Annotated in this window: 24 protein-coding genes; 8 read left to right on the forward strand and 16 right to left on the reverse strand. The window is 54.9% G+C overall.

Annotation, left to right across the window (positions count from 1 at the left end; translation table 11 throughout):
* Positions 1 to 129 carry an entericidin A/B family lipoprotein gene (locus DD586_RS16910; RefSeq protein ID WP_012886033.1) on the forward strand — a complete coding sequence of 43 codons (129 nt, stop codon included), beginning with the start codon at positions 1 to 3 and terminating at the stop codon, positions 127 to 129.
* Between the two features lie 287 nt (positions 130 to 416).
* Here DD586_RS16910 and DD586_RS16915 read toward each other — a convergent pair whose 3' ends face one another.
* The 4 genes from DD586_RS16915 to lpxO form a co-directional block, all read right to left on the reverse strand.
* Positions 417 to 872: a GNAT family N-acetyltransferase gene (locus tag DD586_RS16915; RefSeq protein WP_012886034.1), complete on the reverse strand. Its 456-nt coding sequence runs from the start codon at positions 870 to 872 to the stop codon at positions 417 to 419.
* An 11-nt stretch (positions 873 to 883) separates the two neighbouring features.
* A complete protein-coding gene (gene lplT, locus DD586_RS16920; RefSeq protein ID WP_012886035.1) occupies positions 884 to 2,131 on the reverse strand; it encodes a lysophospholipid transporter LplT in 1,248 nt (415 codons plus the stop codon).
* A complete protein-coding gene (aas, locus tag DD586_RS16925; RefSeq protein WP_012886036.1) occupies positions 2,128 to 4,326 on the reverse strand; it encodes a bifunctional acyl-ACP--phospholipid O-acyltransferase/long-chain-fatty-acid--ACP ligase in 2,199 nt (732 codons plus the stop codon). The genes lplT and aas overlap by 4 nt, the downstream gene beginning before the upstream one ends.
* A gap of 448 nt (positions 4,327 to 4,774) precedes the next feature.
* Positions 4,775 to 5,677 (reverse strand): lipid A hydroxylase LpxO, encoded by a 903-nt coding sequence (lpxO, locus tag DD586_RS16930; RefSeq protein ID WP_012886037.1) that lies wholly within the window; start codon positions 5,675 to 5,677, stop codon positions 4,775 to 4,777.
* A gap of 306 nt (positions 5,678 to 5,983) precedes the next feature.
* Here lpxO and galR point away from each other — a divergent pair, with 306 nt between their 5' ends.
* Positions 5,984 to 6,994 carry an HTH-type transcriptional regulator GalR gene (gene galR, locus DD586_RS16935; RefSeq protein ID WP_012886038.1) on the forward strand — a complete coding sequence of 337 codons (1,011 nt, stop codon included), beginning with the start codon at positions 5,984 to 5,986 and terminating at the stop codon, positions 6,992 to 6,994.
* A 447-nt stretch (positions 6,995 to 7,441) separates the two neighbouring features.
* On the opposite strand, the gene DD586_RS16940 is transcribed toward galR, so the two are convergent.
* The 5 genes from DD586_RS16940 to DD586_RS16960 all read right to left on the reverse strand — a co-directional run bounded on the left by DD586_RS16940 (position 7,442) and on the right by DD586_RS16960 (position 12,029).
* Positions 7,442 to 7,933 carry a GNAT family N-acetyltransferase gene (locus DD586_RS16940; protein ID WP_012886039.1) on the reverse strand — a complete coding sequence of 164 codons (492 nt, stop codon included), beginning with the start codon at positions 7,931 to 7,933 and terminating at the stop codon, positions 7,442 to 7,444.
* Positions 7,934 to 7,936: 3 nt separating this feature from the next.
* Positions 7,937 to 8,704 carry an FCD domain-containing protein gene (locus DD586_RS16945; RefSeq protein WP_012886040.1) on the reverse strand — a complete coding sequence of 256 codons (768 nt, stop codon included), beginning with the start codon at positions 8,702 to 8,704 and terminating at the stop codon, positions 7,937 to 7,939.
* Between the two features lie 177 nt (positions 8,705 to 8,881).
* Positions 8,882 to 9,199: a PTS sugar transporter subunit IIB gene (locus DD586_RS16950; RefSeq protein ID WP_012886041.1), complete on the reverse strand. Its 318-nt coding sequence runs from the start codon at positions 9,197 to 9,199 to the stop codon at positions 8,882 to 8,884.
* 8 nt (positions 9,200 to 9,207) lie between these two features.
* Positions 9,208 to 10,644 carry a glycoside hydrolase family 1 protein gene (locus DD586_RS16955; RefSeq protein ID WP_012886042.1) on the reverse strand — a complete coding sequence of 479 codons (1,437 nt, stop codon included), beginning with the start codon at positions 10,642 to 10,644 and terminating at the stop codon, positions 9,208 to 9,210.
* A 38-nt stretch (positions 10,645 to 10,682) separates the two neighbouring features.
* Positions 10,683 to 12,029, reverse strand: a complete 1,347-nt coding sequence (locus DD586_RS16960) for a PTS sugar transporter subunit IIC (protein ID WP_012886043.1) — start codon at positions 12,027 to 12,029, stop codon at positions 10,683 to 10,685.
* 237 nt (positions 12,030 to 12,266) lie between these two features.
* Here DD586_RS16960 and DD586_RS16965 point away from each other — a divergent pair, with 237 nt between their 5' ends.
* Both DD586_RS16965 and DD586_RS16970 read left to right on the forward strand, forming a co-directional pair.
* Positions 12,267 to 12,593 carry a PTS lactose/cellobiose transporter subunit IIA gene (locus DD586_RS16965; protein WP_012886044.1) on the forward strand — a complete coding sequence of 109 codons (327 nt, stop codon included), beginning with the start codon at positions 12,267 to 12,269 and terminating at the stop codon, positions 12,591 to 12,593.
* 121 nt (positions 12,594 to 12,714) lie between these two features.
* Positions 12,715 to 13,725 carry a LacI family DNA-binding transcriptional regulator gene (locus DD586_RS16970; protein WP_012886045.1) on the forward strand — a complete coding sequence of 337 codons (1,011 nt, stop codon included), beginning with the start codon at positions 12,715 to 12,717 and terminating at the stop codon, positions 13,723 to 13,725.
* 14 nt (positions 13,726 to 13,739) lie between these two features.
* Here DD586_RS16970 and lysA read toward each other — a convergent pair whose 3' ends face one another.
* Complete coding sequence (gene lysA / locus DD586_RS16975; protein ID WP_012886046.1) at positions 13,740 to 15,002, reverse strand: diaminopimelate decarboxylase; 1,263 nt, start codon at positions 15,000 to 15,002, stop codon at positions 13,740 to 13,742.
* A gap of 112 nt (positions 15,003 to 15,114) precedes the next feature.
* On the opposite strand from lysA, the gene DD586_RS16980 reads away from it, so the two are divergent.
* The 4 genes from DD586_RS16980 to DD586_RS22525 all read left to right on the forward strand — a co-directional run bounded on the left by DD586_RS16980 (position 15,115) and on the right by DD586_RS22525 (position 17,624).
* Entirely contained in the window at positions 15,115 to 16,047 is a 933-nt protein-coding gene (locus tag DD586_RS16980; RefSeq protein WP_012886047.1) for a LysR family transcriptional regulator, read from the forward strand.
* A 259-nt stretch (positions 16,048 to 16,306) separates the two neighbouring features.
* Positions 16,307 to 16,786: an Hcp family type VI secretion system effector gene (locus DD586_RS16985; RefSeq protein ID WP_012886048.1), complete on the forward strand. Its 480-nt coding sequence runs from the start codon at positions 16,307 to 16,309 to the stop codon at positions 16,784 to 16,786.
* 1 nt (position 16,787) lies between these two features.
* A complete protein-coding gene (locus DD586_RS16990) occupies positions 16,788 to 16,994 on the forward strand; it encodes a hypothetical protein (protein ID WP_041164594.1) in 207 nt (68 codons plus the stop codon).
* Complete coding sequence (locus DD586_RS22525; RefSeq protein ID WP_080516784.1) at positions 16,995 to 17,624, forward strand: DUF4225 domain-containing protein; 630 nt, start codon at positions 16,995 to 16,997, stop codon at positions 17,622 to 17,624. It abuts the gene before it with no gap.
* A 104-nt stretch (positions 17,625 to 17,728) separates the two neighbouring features.
* On the opposite strand, the gene DD586_RS16995 is transcribed toward DD586_RS22525, so the two are convergent.
* The 6 genes from DD586_RS16995 to DD586_RS17020 form a co-directional block, all read right to left on the reverse strand.
* Positions 17,729 to 18,112 carry a hypothetical protein gene (locus DD586_RS16995; RefSeq protein ID WP_012886049.1) on the reverse strand — a complete coding sequence of 128 codons (384 nt, stop codon included), beginning with the start codon at positions 18,110 to 18,112 and terminating at the stop codon, positions 17,729 to 17,731.
* 424 nt (positions 18,113 to 18,536) lie between these two features.
* Positions 18,537 to 19,529, reverse strand: coding sequence for an ABC transporter ATP-binding protein (locus tag DD586_RS17000; RefSeq protein WP_012886051.1), 993 nt, complete (start codon positions 19,527 to 19,529; stop codon positions 18,537 to 18,539).
* A 33-nt stretch (positions 19,530 to 19,562) separates the two neighbouring features.
* Positions 19,563 to 20,345, reverse strand: coding sequence for an ABC transporter permease (locus tag DD586_RS17005; protein ID WP_012886052.1), 783 nt, complete (start codon positions 20,343 to 20,345; stop codon positions 19,563 to 19,565).
* A gap of 20 nt (positions 20,346 to 20,365) precedes the next feature.
* Positions 20,366 to 21,208 (reverse strand): ABC transporter permease, encoded by an 843-nt coding sequence (locus tag DD586_RS17010; RefSeq protein ID WP_012886053.1) that lies wholly within the window; start codon positions 21,206 to 21,208, stop codon positions 20,366 to 20,368.
* Positions 21,205 to 22,029 (reverse strand): alkaline phosphatase family protein, encoded by an 825-nt coding sequence (locus tag DD586_RS17015; RefSeq protein ID WP_012886054.1) that lies wholly within the window; start codon positions 22,027 to 22,029, stop codon positions 21,205 to 21,207. The genes DD586_RS17010 and DD586_RS17015 overlap by 4 nt, the downstream gene beginning before the upstream one ends.
* 21 nt (positions 22,030 to 22,050) lie before the next feature.
* A complete protein-coding gene (locus DD586_RS17020) occupies positions 22,051 to 23,103 on the reverse strand; it encodes an ABC transporter substrate-binding protein (RefSeq protein WP_012886055.1) in 1,053 nt (350 codons plus the stop codon).
* Between the last annotated feature and the right edge of the window lie 124 nt (positions 23,104 to 23,227).

Below are 23,227 nucleotides of genomic sequence, written 5' to 3' on the forward strand. Positions count from 1 at the left end.
ATGAAAACTATCGCCCTGCTGGTTGCCACACTCGTGATGGCGACCACATTGAGCGGATGCAACACCGCGCGCGGATTTGGTCAGGACGTTCAGAAACTCGGCAGTACTATTTCCCATTCCGCCAGTTAACCCGGCGTCAGCCCATACCAGCGCCCCGCCTGCACAGGTGCGGGGCTGCGCTGTCACGTCTTAGCGCCACACTTAGAGCCTATCCCAGTAGGCGTTACTGGCGTGGCCAGTTTGGACACGGGAAGCCGCGCAGACAACATGCGTTGCATGTTGAACGGACAAAGCACTTTGTCCGGCCCAACGGGCGAGCGCAGCGAGTAACCCGGAGCGTACACGTAGTACGTGAGGATTTCGAGCACTGCCCAGGGCCAAAATGGCAAGTGAAATAGCCCTAATGGGATAGGCTCTTACCCCGCGGTTCGCATCGGCACGTGAGGAATACCGTCCTCGTCGTAACCTTCACCACAAACCACAAAGCCAAATTGCTGGTAAAAGTGCTGCAAATGCGCCTGAGCCGAGAGGTATTGCGCCCGCCCCGGCCAGTGACGAGCACAAACGGCCTGAGCGTGCATCACCAACTGATGCCCCAACCGTTGGCCTCGCGCTTCAGGGGAGACAATGACCCGGCCAATCGTGACCACCTCTTGCCGGTCATGTGGTGCCAGCAAGCGCGCACAGGCGATCAGCCTGCCGTTTTGCCAGGCTGTAACATGCCGGTTACCGTCCACCAGATCCAGACCGTCCAGGTCCTGATAAGCGCACTGTTGTTCAACCACAAAAACCTGGCTACGCAGGCGCAAAATGTCATACAACGCATACGGGTTCAGGTCTTTCACCCCCCAGTCATGCCAAATCAGACTCATTGCCCCTCCCGTTATTCCTGCTCATCAGACGTTGGTGCGGCAGCAGACGCTGGCCGACGCCGCCACTGGGTTACCTGCACCCAGCACCACAACCCGGCAATCGCCAGCGCAAACAGTGTGCCGAAACCGATACCGATCGCCAGTACCGGTACACCGACCTTCACCGCCAGCGAGTAGAGCGCCAGCATCAGCAGCATCGCGCCGTTTTCACCCAGATTCTGCACGGCAATGGCGTTACCTGCCCCAACGCTTTCCCGGCCACGTTCTTGCAGCAACGCATTGAGCGGCACGATGAAAAAGCCCCCCAGCGCCCCCAGCACCAGCAGGCAGGCGTAAGCGTTCATCAGGCTATGCTGCAGGGTAAATACCACCACCATCACGCCGATCAACACACCTGCAGGCAGGCAGCGTCGCACGGTTTTCAACGTCACCAGTTTACCGGCTGCCGCTGCCCCTACCACAATCCCGACCGCGACCATGGCGTTGAGTAACGTCGGCGTAGAATTGTCGTTAATGCCCAATGCCAGCGGTACCCACAGCACCAGCAGGAAGCGTAACGTCACACCGGCCCCCCAGAACATGCCGGTGCCCACCAACGAAAAGCGGGTTTCGCCGTTGCGCCACAGAACCTGGCAGGCATCGAAAAACGAACGGGTCATGCGCGCCGGGTGCCAGGAGACACCGGGGCGGGCTGGGGCCAGTTTGGGTATCAGCAGGTTGGCGGCCAGTGCGATACCATAAGCCAGCGCACACACCGCCAGCGCGCCGTAGATATGCCAGTCCGCCAGCACACCGCCGACCACCGAGCCGGTAAGGATAGCGGCGATGGTGGAAGCCTCCATCAACCCGTTGGCTTTCACTAACTGATCGCCACGGGTGATTTCCCCCAGAATGCCGTATTTGGCCGGGGAATAGGCCGCCGCCCCCAGCCCCACCAGCGTATACCCCAGAAACGGGTTCCCACCCAGACAAATCCATAACGCGCCAGCCAGCTTCAGGGCGTTGGCAAACATCATCACCCGCCCTTTGGCGAAACTGTCAGCAAACTGCCCCACAAACGGTGCCAGCACGATATAGGCGGCGACGAACCCCATTTGCAGGAAGGGCTGGCTCCAGTCGGGATACGCCAGCGATTTCACCAATGCCAGCGTAGCGAACAGCAGAGCGTTATCGCCGAAAGCAGAGAAAAACTGCGCCACCATCACCGCATTCATACCGCGGGAAAACAGTGACGACGTTGGGGAAGTCGTCTGGCTCATGCATCATGCTCCGAAGGGGTAGGCGTGGCATCTTCCACGGCCACGGCGGGTTGTTCCGCCCATTGCCGCAGCGTGACGAAATCCGGTTTGCCGCTGCCCAATAGCGGCAACTCTTTCAGGTAACGAATATCTCGCGGCACCGCCAGTTCCGGCACGCCGCTCGCCCGCGCCAGTGTCAGCAGGCTATCGCGGGTCAGCGCCGCATCGGTAGTAAACAGCACCAGCGCCTCCCCTTTACTGCTGTCGCTGCGGGCGCTGGCGGCATGTTGGGTGTGTGGCGACGCCTGATTAGCCAGTTGCTCCACGCTCTCCAGCGACACCATTTCTCCGGCCAGCTTGGCAAAGCGTTTTACGCGGCCCACGATGGTACAAAAACCCTGTTCATCCAGAAAAACGACATCGCCGGTATCGTACCAGTTCGCCTCACGCTGCCCGTGCTCGTTTTCCGCGGCGGGGGATTCTAGCTCGCCAGGGTTTTCCACCCTCAAGTACCCCTTCATCACATTCGGTCCGCGCAGTTGCAGACGAGCGCCATGATGGATACCCGCAACCGGGATCAACCGTGACTCAATACCCGGCAATAATCGGCCGACAGAATGCAGTTTACAGGCCATCGGTACGTTGATAGCCACCACCGGCGCGCACTCCGTCACGCCGTAGCCTTCCAGAATACGAATGCCAAATTTGTCCTGCCACTGCGTCCGCACCCGTTCAGAGAGTTTTTCCGCCCCGGCCACCACATAACGCAGGCGGGCGAAATCATACGGGTGGGCAAAGCGGGCATAATGCCCGAGGAAGGTCGAGGTACCGAACAGCACCGTGCAGTTACGGTCATACACCAGCTCCGGCACAATGCGGTAATGCAGCGGGCTGGGGTAGAGGAAGATACGCGCACCGGTCATCAACGGCGTCAGCAACCCAACCGTCAACCCAAACGCATGGAACAGCGGCAAGGCCGACATGAAACGATCGCGCGGGGTAAAATCGGCCACGGTGCGGATCTGTTCTACGTTGGCCATCAGGCTATTATGGGAATGCACCACCCCTTTCGGGTTGCCTTCCGAGCCGGACGTAAACAGAATTACCGCCGCGTCATCCGGCTGCTGCGGGCACATGGCGCGCATCGGGAACAGCAGGTGGCACAGGATCCACAGCTTATCCGACAATGTCACCGTGTCCTTCAGGTCTTCCAGATAGACCCAATTGGCCTCTTTCACCTGCTGCGGCAGATGCGTCAGCTTACCTTTTTCCAGAAACTGCCGCGACGTGACGATGGTTTTGATGCGCGCGGCGCTCATCGCGCTCTGAATGCCTTTCGCCCCAGCGGTATAGTTCAACATCGCCGGCACCCGGCTGCTGAGCGACGCGCCAAGCACCGTCGCTGCCGTCACCGTCGCATTGGGCAATAACAACCCGACATGCTCACGTTCCTGGGTAAAACGTTGCAGAATGCGTGCTACCCCGAGTGATTTCTTCAGCAGGCCGTGATAACTGTCTTCCTTCAGATTGACGTCTTCAATACAGGCAGAGTGGTAACCGTAACGATCGCAAGCGGCCAGAAACGCCTGATAGAGCGTATGACGTGGGCGCACCGCCATACGTGCGTCCATCATGATGCGATGCAGCGCTTCACCGGCCAGCTCACGGCGCTCACGCGCGGAAGGGGCAACTGGCATCGGGAGCGTTGTCGGCGGCAGGAAATGCAGTGAAATTTGTGGGAACAGGCGACGACGCAACACCCCACCCAGACGGCCGAAGTGCGTAAACTCAGGCCCTTCAATGCGTACCGGCACCACTGCCGCGCCTGAGCGGGCCGCCACAAACGCCGCACCGCTGTAGATTTTCATCAGTGAGCCGGTCACGGTAATGCGCCCTTCGGGGAACACCACCACCGGACGCCCCTGCTCCACCAGACGAATTAACTGCTTAATAGCCAACGGCTTGGTCGGGTCCAACGGCAGAAAATCGATATAGGGCTTCAGCCAGCGCATAAACCAGCTATCGGCAATGCGGGAATAGACGGCGAATACCGGTTTGTTTTGTACCGGCAAGAACAGCGCCATCAGCGCGCCATCGAGAAAGGAAACGTGATTGGGGGTAATCAATATCTTCGATTGCCGGAAACTGCTTTCATCACCCGTAATCTGAATGCGATACAGGTGCTTGAGCGCCCAGCGTAAAAAGGTATAAATCATCCCACCTCCCTATGTCTAAACAGTAACACTGACGTAATAGTCACCTTGAGGTAAACCGTCACTCTGCCCGGTTTGGACCCCACATGCCACGGATTGTTCATGGCGGCCAGCCAAAGGGTTCACCATACCATAAACCATAGCAACATTAGCGATGCTCAGGAGGGGCAGAAAGACAGAGTTAGCGGGGCAAATGTCGGATCGCAGGCAAAAAAAAACCTACGCATCCGCGTAGGTTGGTGAAATTTGAATGGTTCAATGTGGAGAACACATCGATTGTCACCCATCAATACCTCTGGGACTTGTTACTCTAAAGACAGTCCCCCTGAATCACTAGCGTTGAATCGAAAGATAACCGTTCGAAGTGCAACTAACTGTAAAATTCTCAGGTGAGCTGTAATAAAGGCGTGAAAACGCAGCAACATTGCCACTTACACGCCCGGATCCAGACTTACAGTGCCCACCAGATCGCTGCTGCGATCCCGCCGAACAATGCCCATTTCACCAGATAGTAAACCGGCTTGTTCCAGCTTTTCAGCCGTTTCCCCACTTTGCGTACCGCGTAGAGATATTTGAAAATCCGATTGATGCCGCCGGTGCGATCCCCCTCGCTATTCGGTGCCGCCGCCGCGCTCATCAGATGGCGCCCAAGCCAGTAATTCACCGCTTGCGCCCAGCGATAACGCATCGGTCGCTCAATGTCGCAAAACAGGATCAGGCGATTCTGTCCACTTTGATTTTCCGCATAGTGGATATAGGTTTCGTCGAACAGCACGCCTTCGCCATCACGCCAGCTATAACGCTTGCCATCAACCTCGATAAAACAACGGTCATCGTTCGGCGTCGACAGCCCCAGATGGTAGCGCAGCGAACCGGCATAGGGGTCACGGTGGCGCGGCAGTCGGCTTCCGTCCGGCAAGGTGGCGAACATAGCGGCTTTTATCGACGGCACCGAACGCAGCAGCGCGGTAGTCTTGGGGCACAAGGCATCCGCCGAGGGATGAGACGCCTCATACCATTTCAGGTAGAAGCGCTTCCAGCCGGTCTTGAAAAACGAGTTAAACCCCGCGTCGTTATACCGATCCGACGCTTTAATCTCCTGCATTGCCAGTAGCCTTTCCCCTTCCTCGCGGATCGTCTGCCAGTTCTGCTGTAGCGCCGCCAGTTCGGGAAAATGTTCAGGTTTGAGATACGGCGTCACCGGGACACGGGAAAACAGGTACATAAAAACGTTGAGCGGCGCGGTAAAGGTCGAGTGGTCCGACAGTTGGCGCCAGAATGGATATCGTATACGACCACGGAAGTGGACATAGGCCACCGCCAGAATAAACACCAGCAAAATGATATATTTCATACAGAGACTTCCTTCCCTGAGGCTGTGAGTTACCCCCATAACTGAGTACTGCACCCAGCGCGGGAGATAACACGTTGGAAAAACATCGGCACAACATATGTCAAACAACTCGCTTACGTTTCACTAATATTGCTGCCGGAAGGGAACGGTCGATGGCGTACAAACGGTAAACGCGATGAACGTGGTGGGTGAAAGCGATGAAAGTTGCGATCCCCGCCTCTTGCGGCCACGGCCTAATTCCGTGACACTCAGGCAGTCACTTGATTCGACGCCTCATTTTTATATTAGTAACAACAGGAAACCTTCATGGCCACCATTAAGGATGTCGCCAGGCTGGCAGGCGTGTCGGTCGCCACCGTATCACGTGTGATCAACGATTCGCCTAAAGCCAGTGAGCACGCACGCAGCGCCGTTCTGCAGGCCATGCAACAGTTGCAATACCATCCGAACGCCAACGCCCGTGCGCTGGCCCAGCAGTCCACCGAAACACTGGGGCTGGTGGTCTCTGACGTGTCCGACCCGTTTTTCGGCACCATGGTCAAAGCGGTAGAGCAGGAAGCCTACCGTACCGGTAATTTTCTGTTGATCGGCAACGGCTACCACATCGCGCACAAAGAGCGGCAGGCCATTGAACAGTTGATTCGCCATCGCTGCGCTGCGCTGGTGGTGCATGCCAAGATGCTGCCGGATGAAGAGCTGGCGCAACTGATGGAACAGATCCCAGGAATGGTGTTGATTAACCGTATTCTGCCGGGGTACGAGACACGCTGCGTGGCGTTGGATAACCGTTACGGCGCCTGGCTGGCTACCCGGCATCTGATCCTGCAAGGGCATCGCCAGATTGGTATTTTGTGTTCCAACCATGCGATTTCCGATGCCGATGACCGCCTGGCGGGCTACCGGGACGCGCTGGCCGAACACGATATTGCACTGGATGAGCAGTTGATCGCCTACGGTGAACCGGATGAAAGCGGCGGCGAAGCCGCGATGACCACGCTGCTGGAGCGCGGCCGCCCGGTGACGGCGCTGACCTGCTACAACGACCCGATGGCCGCCGGTGCGTTGGCAGTGTTGAGTGATAACGGCATCGAAGTGCCGCGAGACATGTCGCTTATCGGCTTCGACGATGTGCTGCTGTCGCGTTACCTGCGCCCGCGCCTGACCACCATCCGCTATCCGATTACCGCCATGGCGACGCAGGCTGCGCAAATTGCGCTGGCGCTGGCAAACAACACGCCGCTACCCAACGCCATCAACCTGTTCCACCCGACGCTGATTCGCCGCCACTCCGTTACCAGTTTGAATAATGGGCAATAAAATTAGTAAGGCATTAAGACGCAGCAGACACTGGTAAGTCCCTTTAGCTGAAGGTGATGGTTTTACGGCGTCAAAAACTGTGCTGAGGCGGGCGACTTCGCCGGGTGAGCGGCAGGACGCCGCGAAAACCCGTGCCGTGCCGGACAAAAACGTCGGGAACGTTTTTGAACAGCGTTTACGCTGGCCCGAAGGGCGAGCCCCAGGGATGGGGCGAGTAACCACGTCACGGGCGGCCCGAACAGCGAAGACGAATGCCGAAGGAACCGCGTTAGCGGCACAGTTTAGCCCCTAGCCAGTGGTCAAGGAGAGGCGGCGTTTGAGCCTATCCTTGTCGTGCGTGCGACGAAATAGCAGAGAAATGACACTGGTTATCCAGCACGAAACCATTCACCGACCGGATAAAAATCACTATCCACGAAGCAGTAGGCTGTTTGCAAACAGCGCAGATTACCTTAATGAGCGGTGGTACAGCCGTACCTGTTTATCGGGGTACTCGGGTGCGTCGCCGATGTAACGCCAGCCGTGGCGCTCGTAGTAACCGCTGAAACTGGCGTACAGATAGAGAGAGTCAAAACCGCGTTCGCGGCTGAATTCGATGACAAAACGCTGAAGGTCCGCCCCCAGACCGCGATCGCGGTAGCGTTCGTCCACATACAGCGCCGCCAGCCACGGGGTTAAATCCTGACGGCTTATCAAATCACAACGCCACAGCCCGACCGTACCGACCAGTTGGTCGCCTGCCAGCGCCACGAACGTCAGCGGCAGCGCGCGCTTGTCCATGCTGTGGTGCACCACGCTGGCAAAAAAATCCCGACTCAGTCCGTCGCCAAATGCCTGCCACAGCCAGTCGACGACCTGCGTCTCGAAATGCGGGTAATCCGCCAGATAGCCAATTGAGACAGGAGATCCTATCGTTGGCGTAGTTTCCATCGTCGTCATACGTCAGACCAGTTTTCCCTGAAAAATCGGCACAGAATCGAACAGGTAGCCGTCAAACTCCGGCGCTTCGGCGTCAGATATTTCCATCAGTGTGGTTTTGACGTTTTCCAGATGCTGCCACATCGCCTGATACGACCCGCTGACGTCGCGACGACGCAGCGCCGCCAGTATCGTCTGGTGATCCGCCAGCCATTTCAGCCGGTAACCGTGGTTGCCCACATGGCTGTAAAGCTGTTGCCAGATAGGGCTTTCGTCCCGGCAAGACCAGATATTGCTGACGGTTTCCAACAGCATCTGGTTTTGGGTCGCCCCTGCTACCTGCAAGTGAAAGATTTTATCGAAATCGCTGCGGTAATCGTTGGCGGCGATAGCCGCCTGTTCCTGCTCCAGCGTGCGCCGCAAACTATCAATATCATTGCGGGTCGCCATCCGGGCGGCAAACGCGGCAATATTGCTTTCCAGCAGTTGGCGCGCCTGCAACATTTCAAACGCGCCGATACGGTTTTGCGCGTTCGGAGACGGTTCTTCCGCCGACGGCACACGTAACACGTACACCCCGGAACCCTGGCGGATATCCACCGTTCCTTCCAGCTCCAGCATCAGCAAGGCTTCACGCACGATGGTACGGCTTACACCATAGGTCTCCGCAATATTCCGCTCTGGCGGAAGACGCGCCCCGACCGGGTACTCCCCCCGCTGGATTTTCTCCCGCAGGTCACCCCCTATTTCCTGGTATTGCTTTCTGTCTTGTAGAACCACAACCTTCGTCACAATGCCACCCTGAACGGCCGAGAATTGAACACCGCTGCCGCCCCGACACGGGGCCGGATACCAGGCTGCTTCCTTTCGTCATCGTCACTGCGGCTTCACACCGCGTTCGTCAGGTCCACAGCCTAAACACGAACCGGCGTTTATTCCCACACCGGCTCGCATTTACAGCAATCAGACTCAGTTTACCAAACTCAGCGCCTGATCGAGTACCTTTGCACCGTTCAGGGTGCCGTAGGCCACCGAGTCGATAACGGCGATAGGAATGTGATACTCGTCGGTCAGTTTTTTGTTTTCCGCCAGCTTAAAGCGCACCTGCGGCCCCAGCAGCACGGCGATAATGTCATTGCCGTAAGTCTGCAATTCATCACGCAGGTTCTGTTCCGGGATAGCGTAAATCTGATATTCCATACCCCGTGCCGCGGCTTCTTTTTCCATTTTGGTCACCACCAGCGAGGTAGACATGCCTGCCGAGCAGGCCAGTACGATCCGTTTCATCTTTCCCCCTATTTCTCTTCATCGTCCAGTTCGAACGCCAGCACGCCGCTGTCCCGTACCTGTCGGAACCAGCCGGCTGATTTCTTCGCTCTGCGCTGCCGGTCGTGTTCCAGATCGATTTCAATCAGGCCGTAACGGTTTTTAAAGGCGTTCATCGGCGACACATTGTCAGTAAACGCCCACAGCATATAACCCTGGCAGTTGGCACCGTCTTCGCGTGCTTTTAGCGTCCAGTAAAGATGCTCGGCGATAAACGCAATACGGTAGTCGTCCTGTATCACGCCGTGGCTGTCTTTGAACTGGCCTTCATTTTCAATCCCCATACCGTTTTCCGACACAAACCAGGGCACGTTGCCGTATTCATCCTTCAGGCGCATCGCCATGTCGTAAATAATGCGGGGGTTGATCTCCCAACCGCGCGACTTATTCATCCGGCGGCCGGGCAATTCGAAATGCTCGTAATAGTAAGCTGGGTGGAACGGCGTGTTGCTGTTCCAGGCCCTGCTGGGGGCTTTGACCCGGTGCGGGTAGTAGAGATTAATACCCACCTCATCCACGGTGTTCGCGCGGATGATAGCCAGCTCTTGCGCGTCGTAATCCCACTTCACCTGATGTTTTTCCAGCAGCGCCAGTAATTCTGCCGGGTATTCGCCTTTCAGCGCCGGGTCGAGAAAGACCCGGTTATAGAACAGGTCATACAGGCGCGCCGCCTCAACATCATGCGCCTCACTGGAACGCGGGTAGGTGACTTCCGGGTTCAGGATCACCCCGATGCTGCCCCCTTGCAGGTGGTAACCTTTGTCGCGAAACCGTTGCACCACTTTGGCGGTTGCCAGGTTTTTATGGTGGTTCCACTGCATCCAGGTGCCAGTATCCTGCTGATAAGGGTAGCGCACCGCATCCAGATACACGCGGGTCTGCACCACAATCGGCTCATTAAAGGTAAACCAGCGTTTGACCTTACCGGCGTAGCGGGCAAATACCGCGTCGGCGTACTGCACGAACCACTCCACCACCTGCTTTGACGACCAGCCCTGATATTTCTCGAACAGCACCGCCGGGAGCTCATAGTGTTCTAAGCACAGCATCGGTTCGATGCCTTCACGCTGCATTTCGTCGATCAGGTTATCGATGTAAGCGGCGTACTCTTCATCCACCACGCCGTTTTCATAATCCAGCATGAAGCGCGACCAGTTAATCGAGGTACGAAAGTGCGTCAGCCCGGTCTGCTTCATCAGCGCCACGTCTTCACGGTAGCGGTTATAGAAATCGGTGGCGATCGCCGGGCCGTAGCCGTTGTGCCACACCTGACGATCCCGCTTGTACCACAGGTCCAGATAGGAATCCTGCCCGTTTTTCTTGCCTGACCACCCCTCGGTCTGCCAGGCGGACGCCGCCGCCCCCAGAATAAAGCCCTCAGGCAGGGTCATTGATACCTTGCTCATTACCGGTCTCCCTTAGATTCAGTATTGCAATACATTCATTATTTCAATGCATTGGCCTGTGCCGCGGCCTCTAACTCCGCCTCACGCTGCGCCTGCTCAGCACGACGAGACGCCACTTTGACGAACGGCAGGTAAATCAGGGTGGCGACGATGATGCACACCACCTGTGTCGCAACCGCCCCCATCGAACCGGCGGTAGACAGCCAGGCGTTAATCAACGGCGGCGTAGTCCAGGGCACCATCACCACCGCTTTACCGGCAAAGCCCATGCTGGTGGCGAAGTAACCGATGGTGCCGGTCACCAGCGGCGTGATGATGAACGGGATAGCCAGAATCGGGTTGAGCATGATAGGCATGCCGAAAATCACCGGTTCATTGATGTTGAAGACACCTGGGCCGAAGGAAATTTTGGCGATCTCTTTCATTTCTCGACGTTTAGAGGCAATCATCACCGCCAGCAGCAACCCGATGGTCAACCCAGACCCGCCGATACTCATGTACACGTCCCAGAACGGCATGGTGATGATGTTCGGTACTTCATGCCCCTGCTCAAACGCGGTCATGTTCACCGCAATCGCCCCCAGCAACAGCGGTTCGCGAATCGGTTTGATCATCTGGTTACCGTGAATACCGATAACCCAGAACAGTTGCGCCACGAACATCAGAATCAACAGCCCCGGCAGGCTCTGTACTACCGACTCCAGCGGCTGTTGCACCACCATATAGATGGCGTCATACAGGTACATGCCGGTCACTTTCTGGAAGGTAAACCCGAAGGTCGCGACCAGCGTGACGGTGATGATCGCCGGGATCAACGCCGAAAACGACGCGGACACATTCGGCGGCACGCTATCTGGCATCTTGATGCGCAGCCGGTCTACCGATTCCAGCTTCGAATAGATTTCCACCGACGCAATGGCGATAAACATGCCGAGGAACAGACTTTTGGTGTCGGAGAATTGCCGCGCCAGCACATCCTTCACCGGTAATGTCTGACCGTTGATCACCATATCGATGGTGGTCGGGGTAATGGAAATAAAGCAGATCACCGCCAGCAAACCGGGAAACAGGCTACGAGAGCCGTTGATTTTCCCAAGCTCGATGCCTATCAGGAACACCGCGCCGATGGTGAGGAAATTGAGCGTGGCGTAATTAATGCCGCTCATGATGGGTTTTAACGGTGCCAGAAATGAAAACAGAGCGAAACTCGCCAGCCCGTTCTTCGGATCCAGCACCATGTTGGAGATCAGCACAGAGAACGCCCCGACGATGATCACCGGCATCAACGTAATAAATGAGGCTTTGATCGCCATGATGTATCTCAGGCTGTTGAACTGGTTGGCGAACGATCCTAATGAATCGATAGCCTTATCCTTGAATGACATAACTCCACCTCTTTGATTTACCTGTGTTTTCAGGGGTTGTTGTTATCAGAGGCTCTCGCCCCCGTAGTGGCCGTTACGCGCGGAAGAGAATGGACGGCAGGTTCAGCGCTCTCGCGTTTGGCATACCAAAAAATAAAACAAACGAATAATTTTTCTGTGACACTGTTCTCACAAGTCAGTATTGGAATTCCAATAACATGTTTAAAAGCAAATTTGGCATACCAAGAGGACACCGCGATGGAATTGGATATGGAACAGACCGTAATGGAATTGCTGATCAACGCTGGCGAAGCGCGTTCCTGCGCCATGATGGCGATTCAGGCCGCCCGAGCGCAGGACTGGGTGGAAGCCGACGCGCAACTGCTGGCTTCTCAGGAGGCGGCAAAAGCAGCCCACCAGATCCAGACTCGGTTGATCGGGCTGGACGAAGGCGAAGGCAAAGTGCCGGTTAATCTGATCATGGTACACGCTCAGGATCACCTGATGACCGCCATGCTCTGCCGGGATCTGGCCGAAGAAATGGTACAACTGCGCAAAGAACTGTTTGGTGGTCACCACGCCTGATGGCACCGACCGCGCAACGTGCCGCACTTCACCCACTGACGTCGCTCCAGTGTGCTAGTATGTGACTAATATTGATAACAACGCTGTGACTGACTTCGATAAAACAGGGAAGGTGCAAACGATGATGACCATGCTTGACGTGGCAAAGCACGCCGGTGTATCCAAAGCAACGGTATCACGGGTGTTAAACGGTACAGGTCAGGTAAAACAAAGCACGCGTGACGCCGTCTTCAAGGCGATGGAAGATCTCGGCTATCGCCCTAATTTTCTGGCGCGCTCGCTGGCGCAACGCAGTTCAAACAGCCTCGGGTTGGTAGTCTCCAACTTCGACGGCCCCTATTTTGGCCGCCTGCTGCGCCGTGCCGCTGAGCGTACCGAAACCAGCGGCAAGCACCTGATCGTGACCGACGGTCACGACACGCCGGAAGACGAGCAACAGGCGGTGCAGCTCCTGATCGATCGCCGCTGTGATGCCATCGTGCTCTATACCCGCCACATGTCTGACGCCGCCCTGATGGCACTGCTGGATCACTCCCGCGTGCCCATCGTGGTCATCAATCGTCATCTGCCGATGGCACCTGAGTACTGCGTCTGGTTTGAACAACAACAGGCAGTGTTCCAACTGGTCGATTATCTGGTACAGCAAGGGCACCGCGACATTGCCTGCATCACCGGCCCCATCAACACGCCGACGGCACGCGCCCGTCTGGCCGGTTACCGGCAGGCGCTGGAGCATCATCACATTCCTTACGACCCGCTGCGGGTGGTCAATGGTGATAGCCTGGTCCCCGGCGGTTATCAGGCTGCACGCGAATTGCTGGTGCATGACGCCGGTTTTTCCGCGCTGTTCGCCAGTAACGATGATATGTGCATTGGTGCGATGAAAGCCCTGCTTGAAGCCGGTAAACGACTGCCGCAAGACGTATCGCTGTTCGGTTTTGACGATATCCCCAGTGCCCCTTATCTGACGCCCGCGTTATCTACCGTCTATTTACCGATTGAAGAGATGATTAGCGCCGCTATCTCGCAGGCGCTAAAACTGAGCGAAGGGTCCCCTGTCACTGCCATCGCGCCGTTTACCGGCGAGCTGAAACTGCGCGCGTCGGTGGTCAAAGGCCCCTACGCGCACTGAGTCTGCGCAAACGATTACACCCGCTCCAGCGCCAGCAATTCGTCCAGCGTTTGGCGGCGGCGAATCAGTCGCGGCTGCCCCTGTTCGAACAGCACTTCCGCTATCAGCGGACGGCTGTTGTAGTTGGAAGACATCGACGCACCGTACGCGCCGGTATCATGGAACACCAGATAGTCACCCACTTGCGCCGATGGCAACGCCATCGTTTCCACACCGCCACCGGCCTGCTGAGTGAACACATCGCCAGACTCACACAGCGGGCCTGCCACCACGGTATCACGCCGCGGTGACTGGCTCAGGTCACGCCCGTCGCCCGGCAACAGGGTAATATGGTGGTAACTGCCGTACATTGCCGGGCGCATCAGGTCACTGAATCCAGCATCCACCAGCACAAAATGACGGCTGCCCATGTCCTTCACCGCACGCACCTGCGCCACCAGTACGCCGGACTCCGCCACCAGAAAACGCCCCGGTTCGATTTCCAACGCCACCGGATGCCCCAGATGTGCGGCAATCCGCTCCCGCGCCTGATTCCACAGGCCATAATAGTGTTGGGTATCAATGCGCTCGCCGCCGTGGTGATAGGGAATAGACAACCCGCCACCCGCAGAAATTGCCTCCAGATCCTGCCCCACGGCCAGCACCTGCTGCACCATCGCTTCGCAAACCTGCTCCAGATGCCGGTAATCAACGCCGGAACCAATATGCATATGGATGCCGACCAATTTCAGGTGGTAACGGCTTAAGGCTTCCAGCGCCTGCGGTAAATCGGCATACCAGATGCCGTGTTTACTGTTTTCGCCACCGGTGTTGGTCTTCTGGCTGTGACCATGTCCAAAACCGGGGTTAATACGCAGCCACACCGGGTGACCCGGCGAACGCTCGCCCAGTTGATGCAGCATGTCGATGGAACCGGCGTTCACCGGAATAGCCAGCTCATGCACCCGTTGCAGCGTGGCGTCATCGAGCACATCGGCGGTAAACACAATCTCATGCGCGTCAGTACCCGGCTCAAAACCGGCGGCCAGTGCCCGTTCGATTTCACCCAACGAAACCGAATCCACTTTCACGCCCTGCTGGCGCATCAACGCCAAAATATGCAGGTTGGAGCAGGCTTTCTGCGCAAAACGGATGGTATCGAACTGGCGCAACTGACCAATGCGCTCAACGATGGTAGCAGCGTCATAGGCCCACAACGGGCAACCAAATTGGGCAGGCAGCGCACGCAGGCTCTGCGCGTTCAACGCATAAGACAGGTCATTCAGATCGTGTGGCATGAATAGAGTACCGAAACGTTATCAGATGTCGGAATTGTGCTGGCCCACAAGCTATAATTCCAATATCCTTTTTCAAAGACTCTATTCATTTTTGATATGGAATGAACCGCCTATGACCGCCGTCTCCCTGCGCCACATCGAGATTTTTCACGCGGTGATGACCACCGGCAACCTGACGGAAGCGGCCGCGCTGCTCAACACCTCACAGCCCACCGTGAGCCGCGAGCTGGCACGCTTCGAGCACCTGGTGCAGATGCCGCTGTTCGAGCGCATTCGCGGGCGGTTACACCCTACCGCGCAAGGGTTGCAGTTATTCGAGGAAGTACAACATTCCTATTATGGGTTGGATCGCATCATCAACGCGGCGCAGGATATCCGCCAGTTTCGTCAGGCCCCGCTCTCGGTTGCCTGTTTACCGGTGTTCTCTCAGTCATTACTGCCCGAGGTGTGCCAGCCGTTGCTGGCGCGTTACCCTGAACTCAACCTGCATGTCATCCCACAGGAATCGCCGTTGCTGGAAGAGTGGCTCTCCGCACAGCGCCACGACCTGGGGCTAACGGAAAACTTGAATACACCCGCCGGTACCGAACGGCGCACCCTGATGGAGTTGAACGAAGTCTGTGTGCTGCCCAGTGGTCACCCACTGGCACGCAAGGCGGTACTGACACCAGAGGATTTCCGCGACCAGCCGTTCGTCAGCCTGTCCAGCACCGACAGTTATCGGCAATTGCTCGACCAGCAGTTTGAGCAGGCAAACGTCGCGCGGCGGCTGGTGTTGGATACCCACAGCGCCGCCTCGGTATGCGCGATGGTGCGCGCCGGGGTAGGATTATCGATAGTCAATCCACTTACCGCGGTGGATTACGCCAGTAGCGGCGCGGTAGTGGTGCGCCGTTTCAGTATTGATGTGCCGTTTACCGTCAGCCTGATTCGCCCACTGCACCGCCCGGCGTCGACGCTGGTGGCGCAATTCACCGAACAGTTGCTCGCCTTCGCCGAGCGCTTCCCCACCCGGTTACAGCGCGTGCTGGCGGCATCAGCCTAATATAAACAGGCTTGACGGCGGTAAACCGCTTTCGTACTTTCAACTTAACATCAAATATATAGGGAAAACGTGCAAGAATTATCTGTACCGATTTATACCTGTTCCTGTAATGATGCGTTCCGGACTGCTCAATATTATTCAATCCAGTTAATCAGCTAAGAAATGCTTACTGTTGACTCCCCTGATAAAATATGTAGAAATCTTACCCTCACACGGTGATGGATTTTGTGAAAACGCATGGATACAGCGAGGGATTGATATGGCAAATATTATTTATTTGAAGCTTACAGGTGAGAAGCAGGGGCTTATATCTGCCGGATGTTCGACTGCAGATTCTATCGGTAATAAATACCAGTCGGCACACGAAGACGAAATCTTCGTCTATGAACTGATAAATCAGGTAACAAGAGTAGATAATGTCTCTTTACACCCTGTAGAAATCAGAAAGCCTGTAGATAAATCCACACCACTTCTGGCTCAGGCACTGAACGATAATGAAAAGCTGAAATGTGAATTTCTCTTTTACCGGACTTCTCTATCTGGTGGTAATGAACTTTATTTCAAAGTTAAACTGAGCGATGCTGTCATTACGGATCTTCGCTTTTTTTATCCAAATTCATTAACGAATAATGAGATGCAGCCACAGGAGAATGTTTCTTTCAAATTTGCATCAATAGAGTGGGAACACGTTGTTGCCCGTACCAGCTCTTATATATTATGGAATAATGTAGAGTACTGACATGACAGCAGCAGCCTTACTATATGGATTTTATGATGAGAGTGAGCGACTGAGAAGGATCGCTCTTCTTGCATCTTCTTTTTTCATTGAAGATAAAACCATTCGTATGGAGTACATTAAAGAAATAGATGATTTCATTAATGCACTCCGCGTAAAAATCACCTCTTCCACATTAGAGCTTAGTGATAAGAATGCTATTTTAGAATAGATAAGAAAAGAACGAGAGTCCACAGAAAAAGAGTATCAGAAATTAAGAACCGGCGATTATATAAAATATATTGTCACTGACATCTTTGAAGATCAGGGTGTACTAAAATATGCAAAAATTGCATCAGGTGTAGTCTCAGGCGGATTCCAGACATTCTCAGGATATAAATTAACAAAATTCGGAAATGGACTAAATATTAAGTATTTCAAATCACTTGGTGTTACGCTGATGGCACATGGGATTAATAATACATACGAAGCTATATCACCATTAATTCACAATGGCCAGTCCTTATCCGGCCCAGTAAGGAATATATATAGATATCTATCATCTACGCTTGGTTACGAGAGTGATCGTGGAGATCTCTTTTATAGTATGGGAGATATCTCTCTCACAATATATGCATCACTACGCATGCCTGTACTCATAGAAAACCCCAATCGTCTGATTTCGAGATCACGCTTTGATAAAGCCAGAACAGATAGGTTATTCTATTTTTTAAACAAAGATTATAATTCAAAGTTCTTAGCTGCAAGCCGGGCAATGAAGCTATATATGGTCGGTAACTCTGGTTATAAATTATACGCAGAATTTAAAGATGAAAATTATATCCACAACGATAAGAACTGAACCACATTACATAACATTAGTAGAAGAGCCATATCAAATGATGATTATTTATTCATATGAAGATAGTCATCATCTAGAAAATGAAATAGCATCATTAAAGGATTTTATTTATTAAACACCAACATAACTCTGAGTATTATCAGTTTAAATGTCGTACCTATCTTGATATGAAAGTAATCGCCATTATTTTTCAAAACGCAAACTAACATGATTGCATAAAGTAAAAGAAACACTTTCATTGCACTGACAATCTCTTCATAAATATAATAATCATAGATCGCGAAAGAAAGGCTGAAGAAAGTTATCATATACATTCCTTTCCAACATAGCCGAGAAACAAATGCGATGTAATCCGAAAAGGATTCAATATCTTTTATTTTTTCTTCTTTTCTGTAAGCCTTACCTTTAAACTCCAGGTATTTTTTTCTTAAAGAAATAATTTCTCTTAAAGAAAGCCCTGATTTTAATATTAACTGACGCTTATCCATATCTATTCCATGATTTAGGGAGGATAAATAACAAGCTATACTTATAGCACTTTATAATAAGTGAAGCCAGCCTCCCCTGACTCATCCCTGTATTCGCCACGTTTCCGCCAACAATTTGCACAGCGACGGGCTATACAATTCTGAAAGGTCAGAAATTTACCAACTGTAGGTTTTTGTGTCTCGCGTTTGGCAATTGAGTGGCACCAATCCTAGCCTTACATTGCCGCCGATCAGGTACAAAACCCTGTCACACCTCACCTGAATACACATCGCCCCTGAAAGGTATTGGCCTACCAAACAGGTGCTAACCACAACGTGATAAGGACTAACGCTTCAGAAAGGCAACGTACAACCAGCTTCTCATTCAGTTGATCTTCATACCCTACATCGGTCGAATAGCAGAAGAACGGCAAGCAAATCCCCATTACGCCACCTCACGCAGCGCGCCCAGGTCAATCTGCACCCCGACGCGGCTGCCGGTGGCGTGTAAATCCTCGACCGAGCGATTGAGCACATCCACCGAGAGCTCTACCCCGCTGACGCGTATCCGATAACGCACCACGTTCCCCAACAGGCTGTGCCCGATAATGTCCCCCGCCAGCCCCTGTTCCGGCGCGCACAAGCGCACCGACTCCGGGCGCAGCGCCACCTGGCCAGCAAACTGCCCACCGGTCAGGCGCATTGCCTCATCGGCGCTCAGCAGGTTATAGCTGCCGATAAACCCGGCGGCAAACAGACTGGCGGGCTGGGTATAGAGCGACTCCGCGTCGCCGTTTTGTACGATTTCACCTTTATTCATCAGCACGATTCGGTCAGACAAGGTCAGCGCCTCTTCCTGATCGTGGGTGACGAAAATCGTCGTCAGCGTCAGTTCCTGCTGGATGCGTCGGATCTGCTCACGCAGGTGGCGGCGAATGCGCGCATCCAGTGCGGATAACGGCTCGTCCAGCAATAGCAGCCGCGGGCGGGTCACCAGTGAACGCGCCAGCGCCACGCGCTGACACTGCCCACCAGACAACTGATGCGGGTAGCGGCGGGCGTAATCGCCCAGTTCCACCAGTGCCAATACCTCCTCGACCCGGTTGTGAATCTCAGCAGCAGGCAGCTTCTGCATCTTCAGGCCGAAGGCCACATTGCCTTCAACGGTCATATTGGGAAACAGCGCATAGTTCTGGAATACCATACCGATATCGCGCTGTTGTGGCGACAGCGGCACGATATCACGCCCCTGTAGCAGAATCTGGCCGTTGTCCACCGAGGTCAATCCGGCCAGACAGCGTAATAACGTCGATTTACCGCAACCACTTGGCCCCAGCAAAGTGACGAACTCGCCTTCGTCGGCCGAAAAATGGATATCCTGAAACACTCTGGTCGGCCCGTAGTGTTTATTCAGATTGATGACATCAAGGTAGGCCATGTTCAGCGTGTTCCTTTTTACTCATTGCGTCATTCATTGATGGCGATTCAGCGCATTGGCCAACCAGGTCACCAACAGCACCACCAGAAAATAGGAGATCACCAATGCACTGGTGAAATGCCCGCTGTCGTTGCGTCTGTTATAGAGGTAGACCTGTAAGGTTTCGTAGTTGGTGCCAGCCAGCAAGTTGGCAAACACAAACTCGCCAATCAGGAATGAAAACGACAGCAACACTGCGATCATCACCCCTTTGCGCAGGTTAGGTAGCACCACCCACAGCGCCGCCTGCCAGGTGCTGGCACCCAGCAAATGCGCCGCATCCAGCAGTTCCTGCAAATTTATGGCCTGTATATTGTTGGCGATGGCGCGGTAAATAAACGGTAGGGCAATCGTGAAATAACAGCCAATCAGGATCCACGGAGTGCCGGTCAGCGCCAGCGGCGGTGCGGAATAGAGCTGTAGTAACCCGACTGACGACACCACTGGCGGTACCGCAAACGGCAGCAAAATCAGCACGTTCATCAGCCCGTCGAGCTTCGGAAAAGCCCAGGCGATGACAAACATGGCTGGCAGCACCAACAGCAGTGAAAACAACAACGCGCCAAAACAGATAAGCAGTGAATGGCCCAGCGCGACCAGAAAGCGGCCATCGCGCCACAATTCGATAAACCATTTCAGGGTCAACCCATTGGGCAAAATGGTCGCCCCCCACTCGGTCGCCAGCGCGTAACCGAGCGTGGCGAGCAGCGGTAACATCAGAACCAGTAATATCAGCCACACCACCAGCAGATGGTAACGGCGTTCAGCCTGGGACATGGCAGCCTCCGGTGACAGAATTAGCGAGCAGCATGGAGGTAACTCCGGCGTAGCAGCCATTGGTGAATCGCGGTAATCAGCGCCATCAACACGACCAGCAGCATGGAAAGCGCACTGCCCAGATTAGGGTCCAGCGAGATATCGCCGGACACCAGCGCCGCAATGCGCACCGGCACCACGTTGAAATTGCCGGTGGTGAGCGCGTACAAGGTGGCATAGGCCCCCAGCGCGTTGGCCAGCAGGATGACGAAGGTGCCGAGCAATGCCGGCGTCAGCACCGGAATGCCAATATGCAGCCAGTAACGCCAGCGGCTGGCCCCCAACAATGCGGCCGACTCTTGCCATTCGCTGCGCAACCCGTCAAACGCCGGATAGAGCAGTAAAATGCCGAGCGGTATCTGAAAATAGGTATAAATCAGGATCAATCCGTCACGGGAATACAGCGTAAAGTCACCAAGCAACCCGTTTTGCCGCAGCAACAGGGTAATAAAACCGTTCAGCCCCAGCATGATCACGAAAGCGAACGCCAGCGGTACACCGGCGAAATTGCTGGTCATGTTGGCAAACGACATCACAAAACGCCGCAACCGTCCTTCTCCCAGCTGTTGCAGCGAATAACCGCCAACCAGTGCGATAATCAGCCCGTACAGACTTGACCAGAATGAAATATCCAGTGAAAAACGCATCGCCTGCAAATAAAACGGCGAGGTCAGTAAATCCTGATAGTTAGCCAGCCCCCAGGCACTTTCCGTGTCGCTGTAGAAGCTGTTGACTGCCATCCATACCAGTGGGGCTATCTGAAAGGCGATAAACACCACCAAAAACGGCAGCAACACCAGCGCTGCCAGCCATCGCCTCTTCACGCTCGCACCTCCGCACCGCTTTTCACCAGCATATCGCGGCTGACCGGCTTGTCATGTGCGACACCGAGCAATTGGCACACCGTGCCGCATAACTCGGTTTGTTGTGGCGCGGCATCCGGTCGCAACGAGAATGCGTCGCCGAACACGTACAACGGCACCTGGCGCTCTTCCGGTAAGATGCCGCCGTGGCTACGGTCGTCATTCATGCCGTGATCGGCAGTCACCAACACCTGGTAGCCTTCATCGAGCCAGCGCGGCATCCAGTGCGACAGGTAACCGTCCGCCATACGTGCCCGATTGCGGTACTGCGGGGTGGACAACCCGTGGCGATGCCCGGCATCGTCAATATTCATCGGGTGAATCAGCAGAAAGTCCGGCTGGTAACGCAGGCGCAGACTTTCCGCGTCTTCAAACAGATGGGAGTCGGGATAACCGTCATCATGGTAGAAGTGGCCGTACTGAATCGGCAACGACGGCTCGACGGTATGACGGTCGTGCGCTGCCTCAAACGGCGTACGGTTATACAGCTCGCTGATCCAGTGATACGCCGCCGCTGCGGTTGTTAACCCTGCCTCGCGAGCGTAGTGGAAAATACTGCGCTCGTGGCTTAGCCGGTCGACACCGTTGTGGATAATGCCGCTTTTCACCGGCGTCACACCGGTGAGAATGCACTCATACAAGGGGCGCGACAGCGAGGGCAACTCGCACTCCAGCTGATAGAGGTAACCGCGCCCGGCAGCACACTCCGCCTGCAGGTAACCCATGGCCTCACGACCTACCTGAAAGCTCAGCCCGTCCAGTATCACCAGAATCGTTTTCATCCCGAACTCCAAAACGCGTGCTTACTGCTTCATGTTGATGATGACGTTTTCCTGCCACAGACGCGGCAGCGCTTTCACGCTCTTATCCCAGGCGTCAGCATCCGCGATCGGATGCGCATTTTTATACTGTTCCTGCGGCAGCAGCCTGGCTTTCACGTCATCCGGCAGGGTAATGTATTGCGCACGGATCGGGCGGGCATAGCCACGTGCCAGATTGATCTGACCGGCATCAGAGAAGATGTATTCACGCGCCAGTTTGGCGGCGTTCGGGTGTTTGGCGTATTTGTTGATGATGGTGGTATAGCCGGAGATAACCGAACCGTCAGACGGGATCAGCACGTCGAAACGGCTTTTATCGATGGTGTCGCGGTAGTTCAGGCCGTTGAAATCCCACACCACGCCCACCTGCACTTCACCTTTTTCGATATTGGCGATAGCCGGGTTAGTCAGGCCGAGGCGACCTTCTTTAGCCAGTTTGGCGAAGAAATCCAGCGCCGGCTTCAGGTTTTTCTCGTTACCCCCCAATGCGAAGTTGGCCGCCAGCACCCCGCTTGACGCCTGAGACGCGGTACCGACGTCACCGATGGTCACCACATACTTGCCTTTTTGCAGATCGGCCCAGCTATGCGGAATGTCTTTCACCTGCTGCTTATCGACGATAAACGCAATGGTGCCGGTGTAGGCCATCGCCCAGTGGCCGTCCTTGTCTTTCGCCCAGGCAGGCACCTGGTCCCAGGTGGTCGGCTTGTACGGCTGACTCACGCCTTTTTGCACCGCAACCGGGCCGAAAGCCACGCCCACGTCGCCGATATCCGCACTGGCGTTCTCTTTCTCTGCGGCGAATTTGGCGATCTCCTGCGCGGAAGACATATCGGTATCACTGTGTTTCAGGCCGTATTTGGTGCTTAAATCGTTCCAGGTATCTTTCCAGTTGGCCCAGCTGTCCGGCATGCCGACGCTGTTAACTTCGCCTTCAGCACGAGCGGCTTTCTCTAACGCTGCCAGGTCCTGTGCCATAACGGCACTCGAAAACAACGCGCTGCTGATTAACACAGAAGACAACAATTTTTTCATCATGATGCTCCATAGCAAGGGGAGTGATACGCTGTTGGTCTGATACTCTGCTGGTCTAGTCCAGCAATAAGTACGCCAATTCAGCACACGGCGATGACGTTTTCATGTCGGCAAGATGACGAGA

Source organism: Dickeya parazeae Ech586 (assembly GCF_000025065.1).
In the GTDB taxonomy this organism is placed as follows: Bacteria; Pseudomonadota; Gammaproteobacteria; order Enterobacterales; family Enterobacteriaceae; genus Dickeya; species Dickeya zeae.

Excerpts from the sequence above, each read along its gene's own strand:
- lpxO (WP_012886037.1), bottom strand. The coding sequence starts at position 5,677 with ATGAAATATATCATTTTGCTGGTGTTTATTCTGGCGGTGGCCTATGTC.
- DD586_RS16960 (WP_012886043.1), bottom strand. The coding sequence starts at position 12,029 with ATGTCATTCAAGGATAAGGCTATCGATTCATTAGGATCGTTCGCCAAC.
- DD586_RS16965 (WP_012886044.1), top strand. The coding sequence starts at position 12,267 with ATGGAATTGGATATGGAACAGACCGTAATGGAATTGCTGATCAACGCT.
- DD586_RS17000 (WP_012886051.1), bottom strand. The coding sequence starts at position 19,529 with ATGGCCTACCTTGATGTCATCAATCTGAATAAACACTACGGGCCGACC.
- aas (WP_012886036.1), bottom strand. The coding sequence starts at position 4,326 with ATGATTTATACCTTTTTACGCTGGGCGCTCAAGCACCTGTATCGCATT.
- galR (WP_012886038.1), top strand. The coding sequence starts at position 5,984 with ATGGCCACCATTAAGGATGTCGCCAGGCTGGCAGGCGTGTCGGTCGCC.
- DD586_RS16950 (WP_012886041.1), bottom strand. The coding sequence starts at position 9,199 with ATGAAACGGATCGTACTGGCCTGCTCGGCAGGCATGTCTACCTCGCTG.
- lysA (WP_012886046.1), bottom strand. The coding sequence starts at position 15,002 with ATGCCACACGATCTGAATGACCTGTCTTATGCGTTGAACGCGCAGAGC.
- DD586_RS16910 (WP_012886033.1), top strand. The coding sequence starts at position 1 with ATGAAAACTATCGCCCTGCTGGTTGCCACACTCGTGATGGCGACCACA.
- lplT (WP_012886035.1), bottom strand. The coding sequence starts at position 2,131 with ATGAGCCAGACGACTTCCCCAACGTCGTCACTGTTTTCCCGCGGTATG.
- DD586_RS16940 (WP_012886039.1), bottom strand. The coding sequence starts at position 7,933 with ATGACGACGATGGAAACTACGCCAACGATAGGATCTCCTGTCTCAATT.
- DD586_RS16980 (WP_012886047.1), top strand. The coding sequence starts at position 15,115 with ATGACCGCCGTCTCCCTGCGCCACATCGAGATTTTTCACGCGGTGATG.
- DD586_RS16985 (WP_012886048.1), top strand. The coding sequence starts at position 16,307 with ATGGCAAATATTATTTATTTGAAGCTTACAGGTGAGAAGCAGGGGCTT.
- DD586_RS16970 (WP_012886045.1), top strand. The coding sequence starts at position 12,715 with ATGATGACCATGCTTGACGTGGCAAAGCACGCCGGTGTATCCAAAGCA.
- DD586_RS17020 (WP_012886055.1), bottom strand. The coding sequence starts at position 23,103 with ATGAAAAAATTGTTGTCTTCTGTGTTAATCAGCAGCGCGTTGTTTTCG.
- DD586_RS17005 (WP_012886052.1), bottom strand. The coding sequence starts at position 20,345 with ATGTCCCAGGCTGAACGCCGTTACCATCTGCTGGTGGTGTGGCTGATA.
- DD586_RS16915 (WP_012886034.1), bottom strand. The coding sequence starts at position 872 with ATGAGTCTGATTTGGCATGACTGGGGGGTGAAAGACCTGAACCCGTAT.
- DD586_RS16990 (WP_041164594.1), top strand. The coding sequence starts at position 16,788 with ATGACAGCAGCAGCCTTACTATATGGATTTTATGATGAGAGTGAGCGA.
- DD586_RS16955 (WP_012886042.1), bottom strand. The coding sequence starts at position 10,644 with ATGAGCAAGGTATCAATGACCCTGCCTGAGGGCTTTATTCTGGGGGCG.
- DD586_RS16995 (WP_012886049.1), bottom strand. The coding sequence starts at position 18,112 with ATGGATAAGCGTCAGTTAATATTAAAATCAGGGCTTTCTTTAAGAGAA.
- DD586_RS17015 (WP_012886054.1), bottom strand. The coding sequence starts at position 22,029 with ATGAAAACGATTCTGGTGATACTGGACGGGCTGAGCTTTCAGGTAGGT.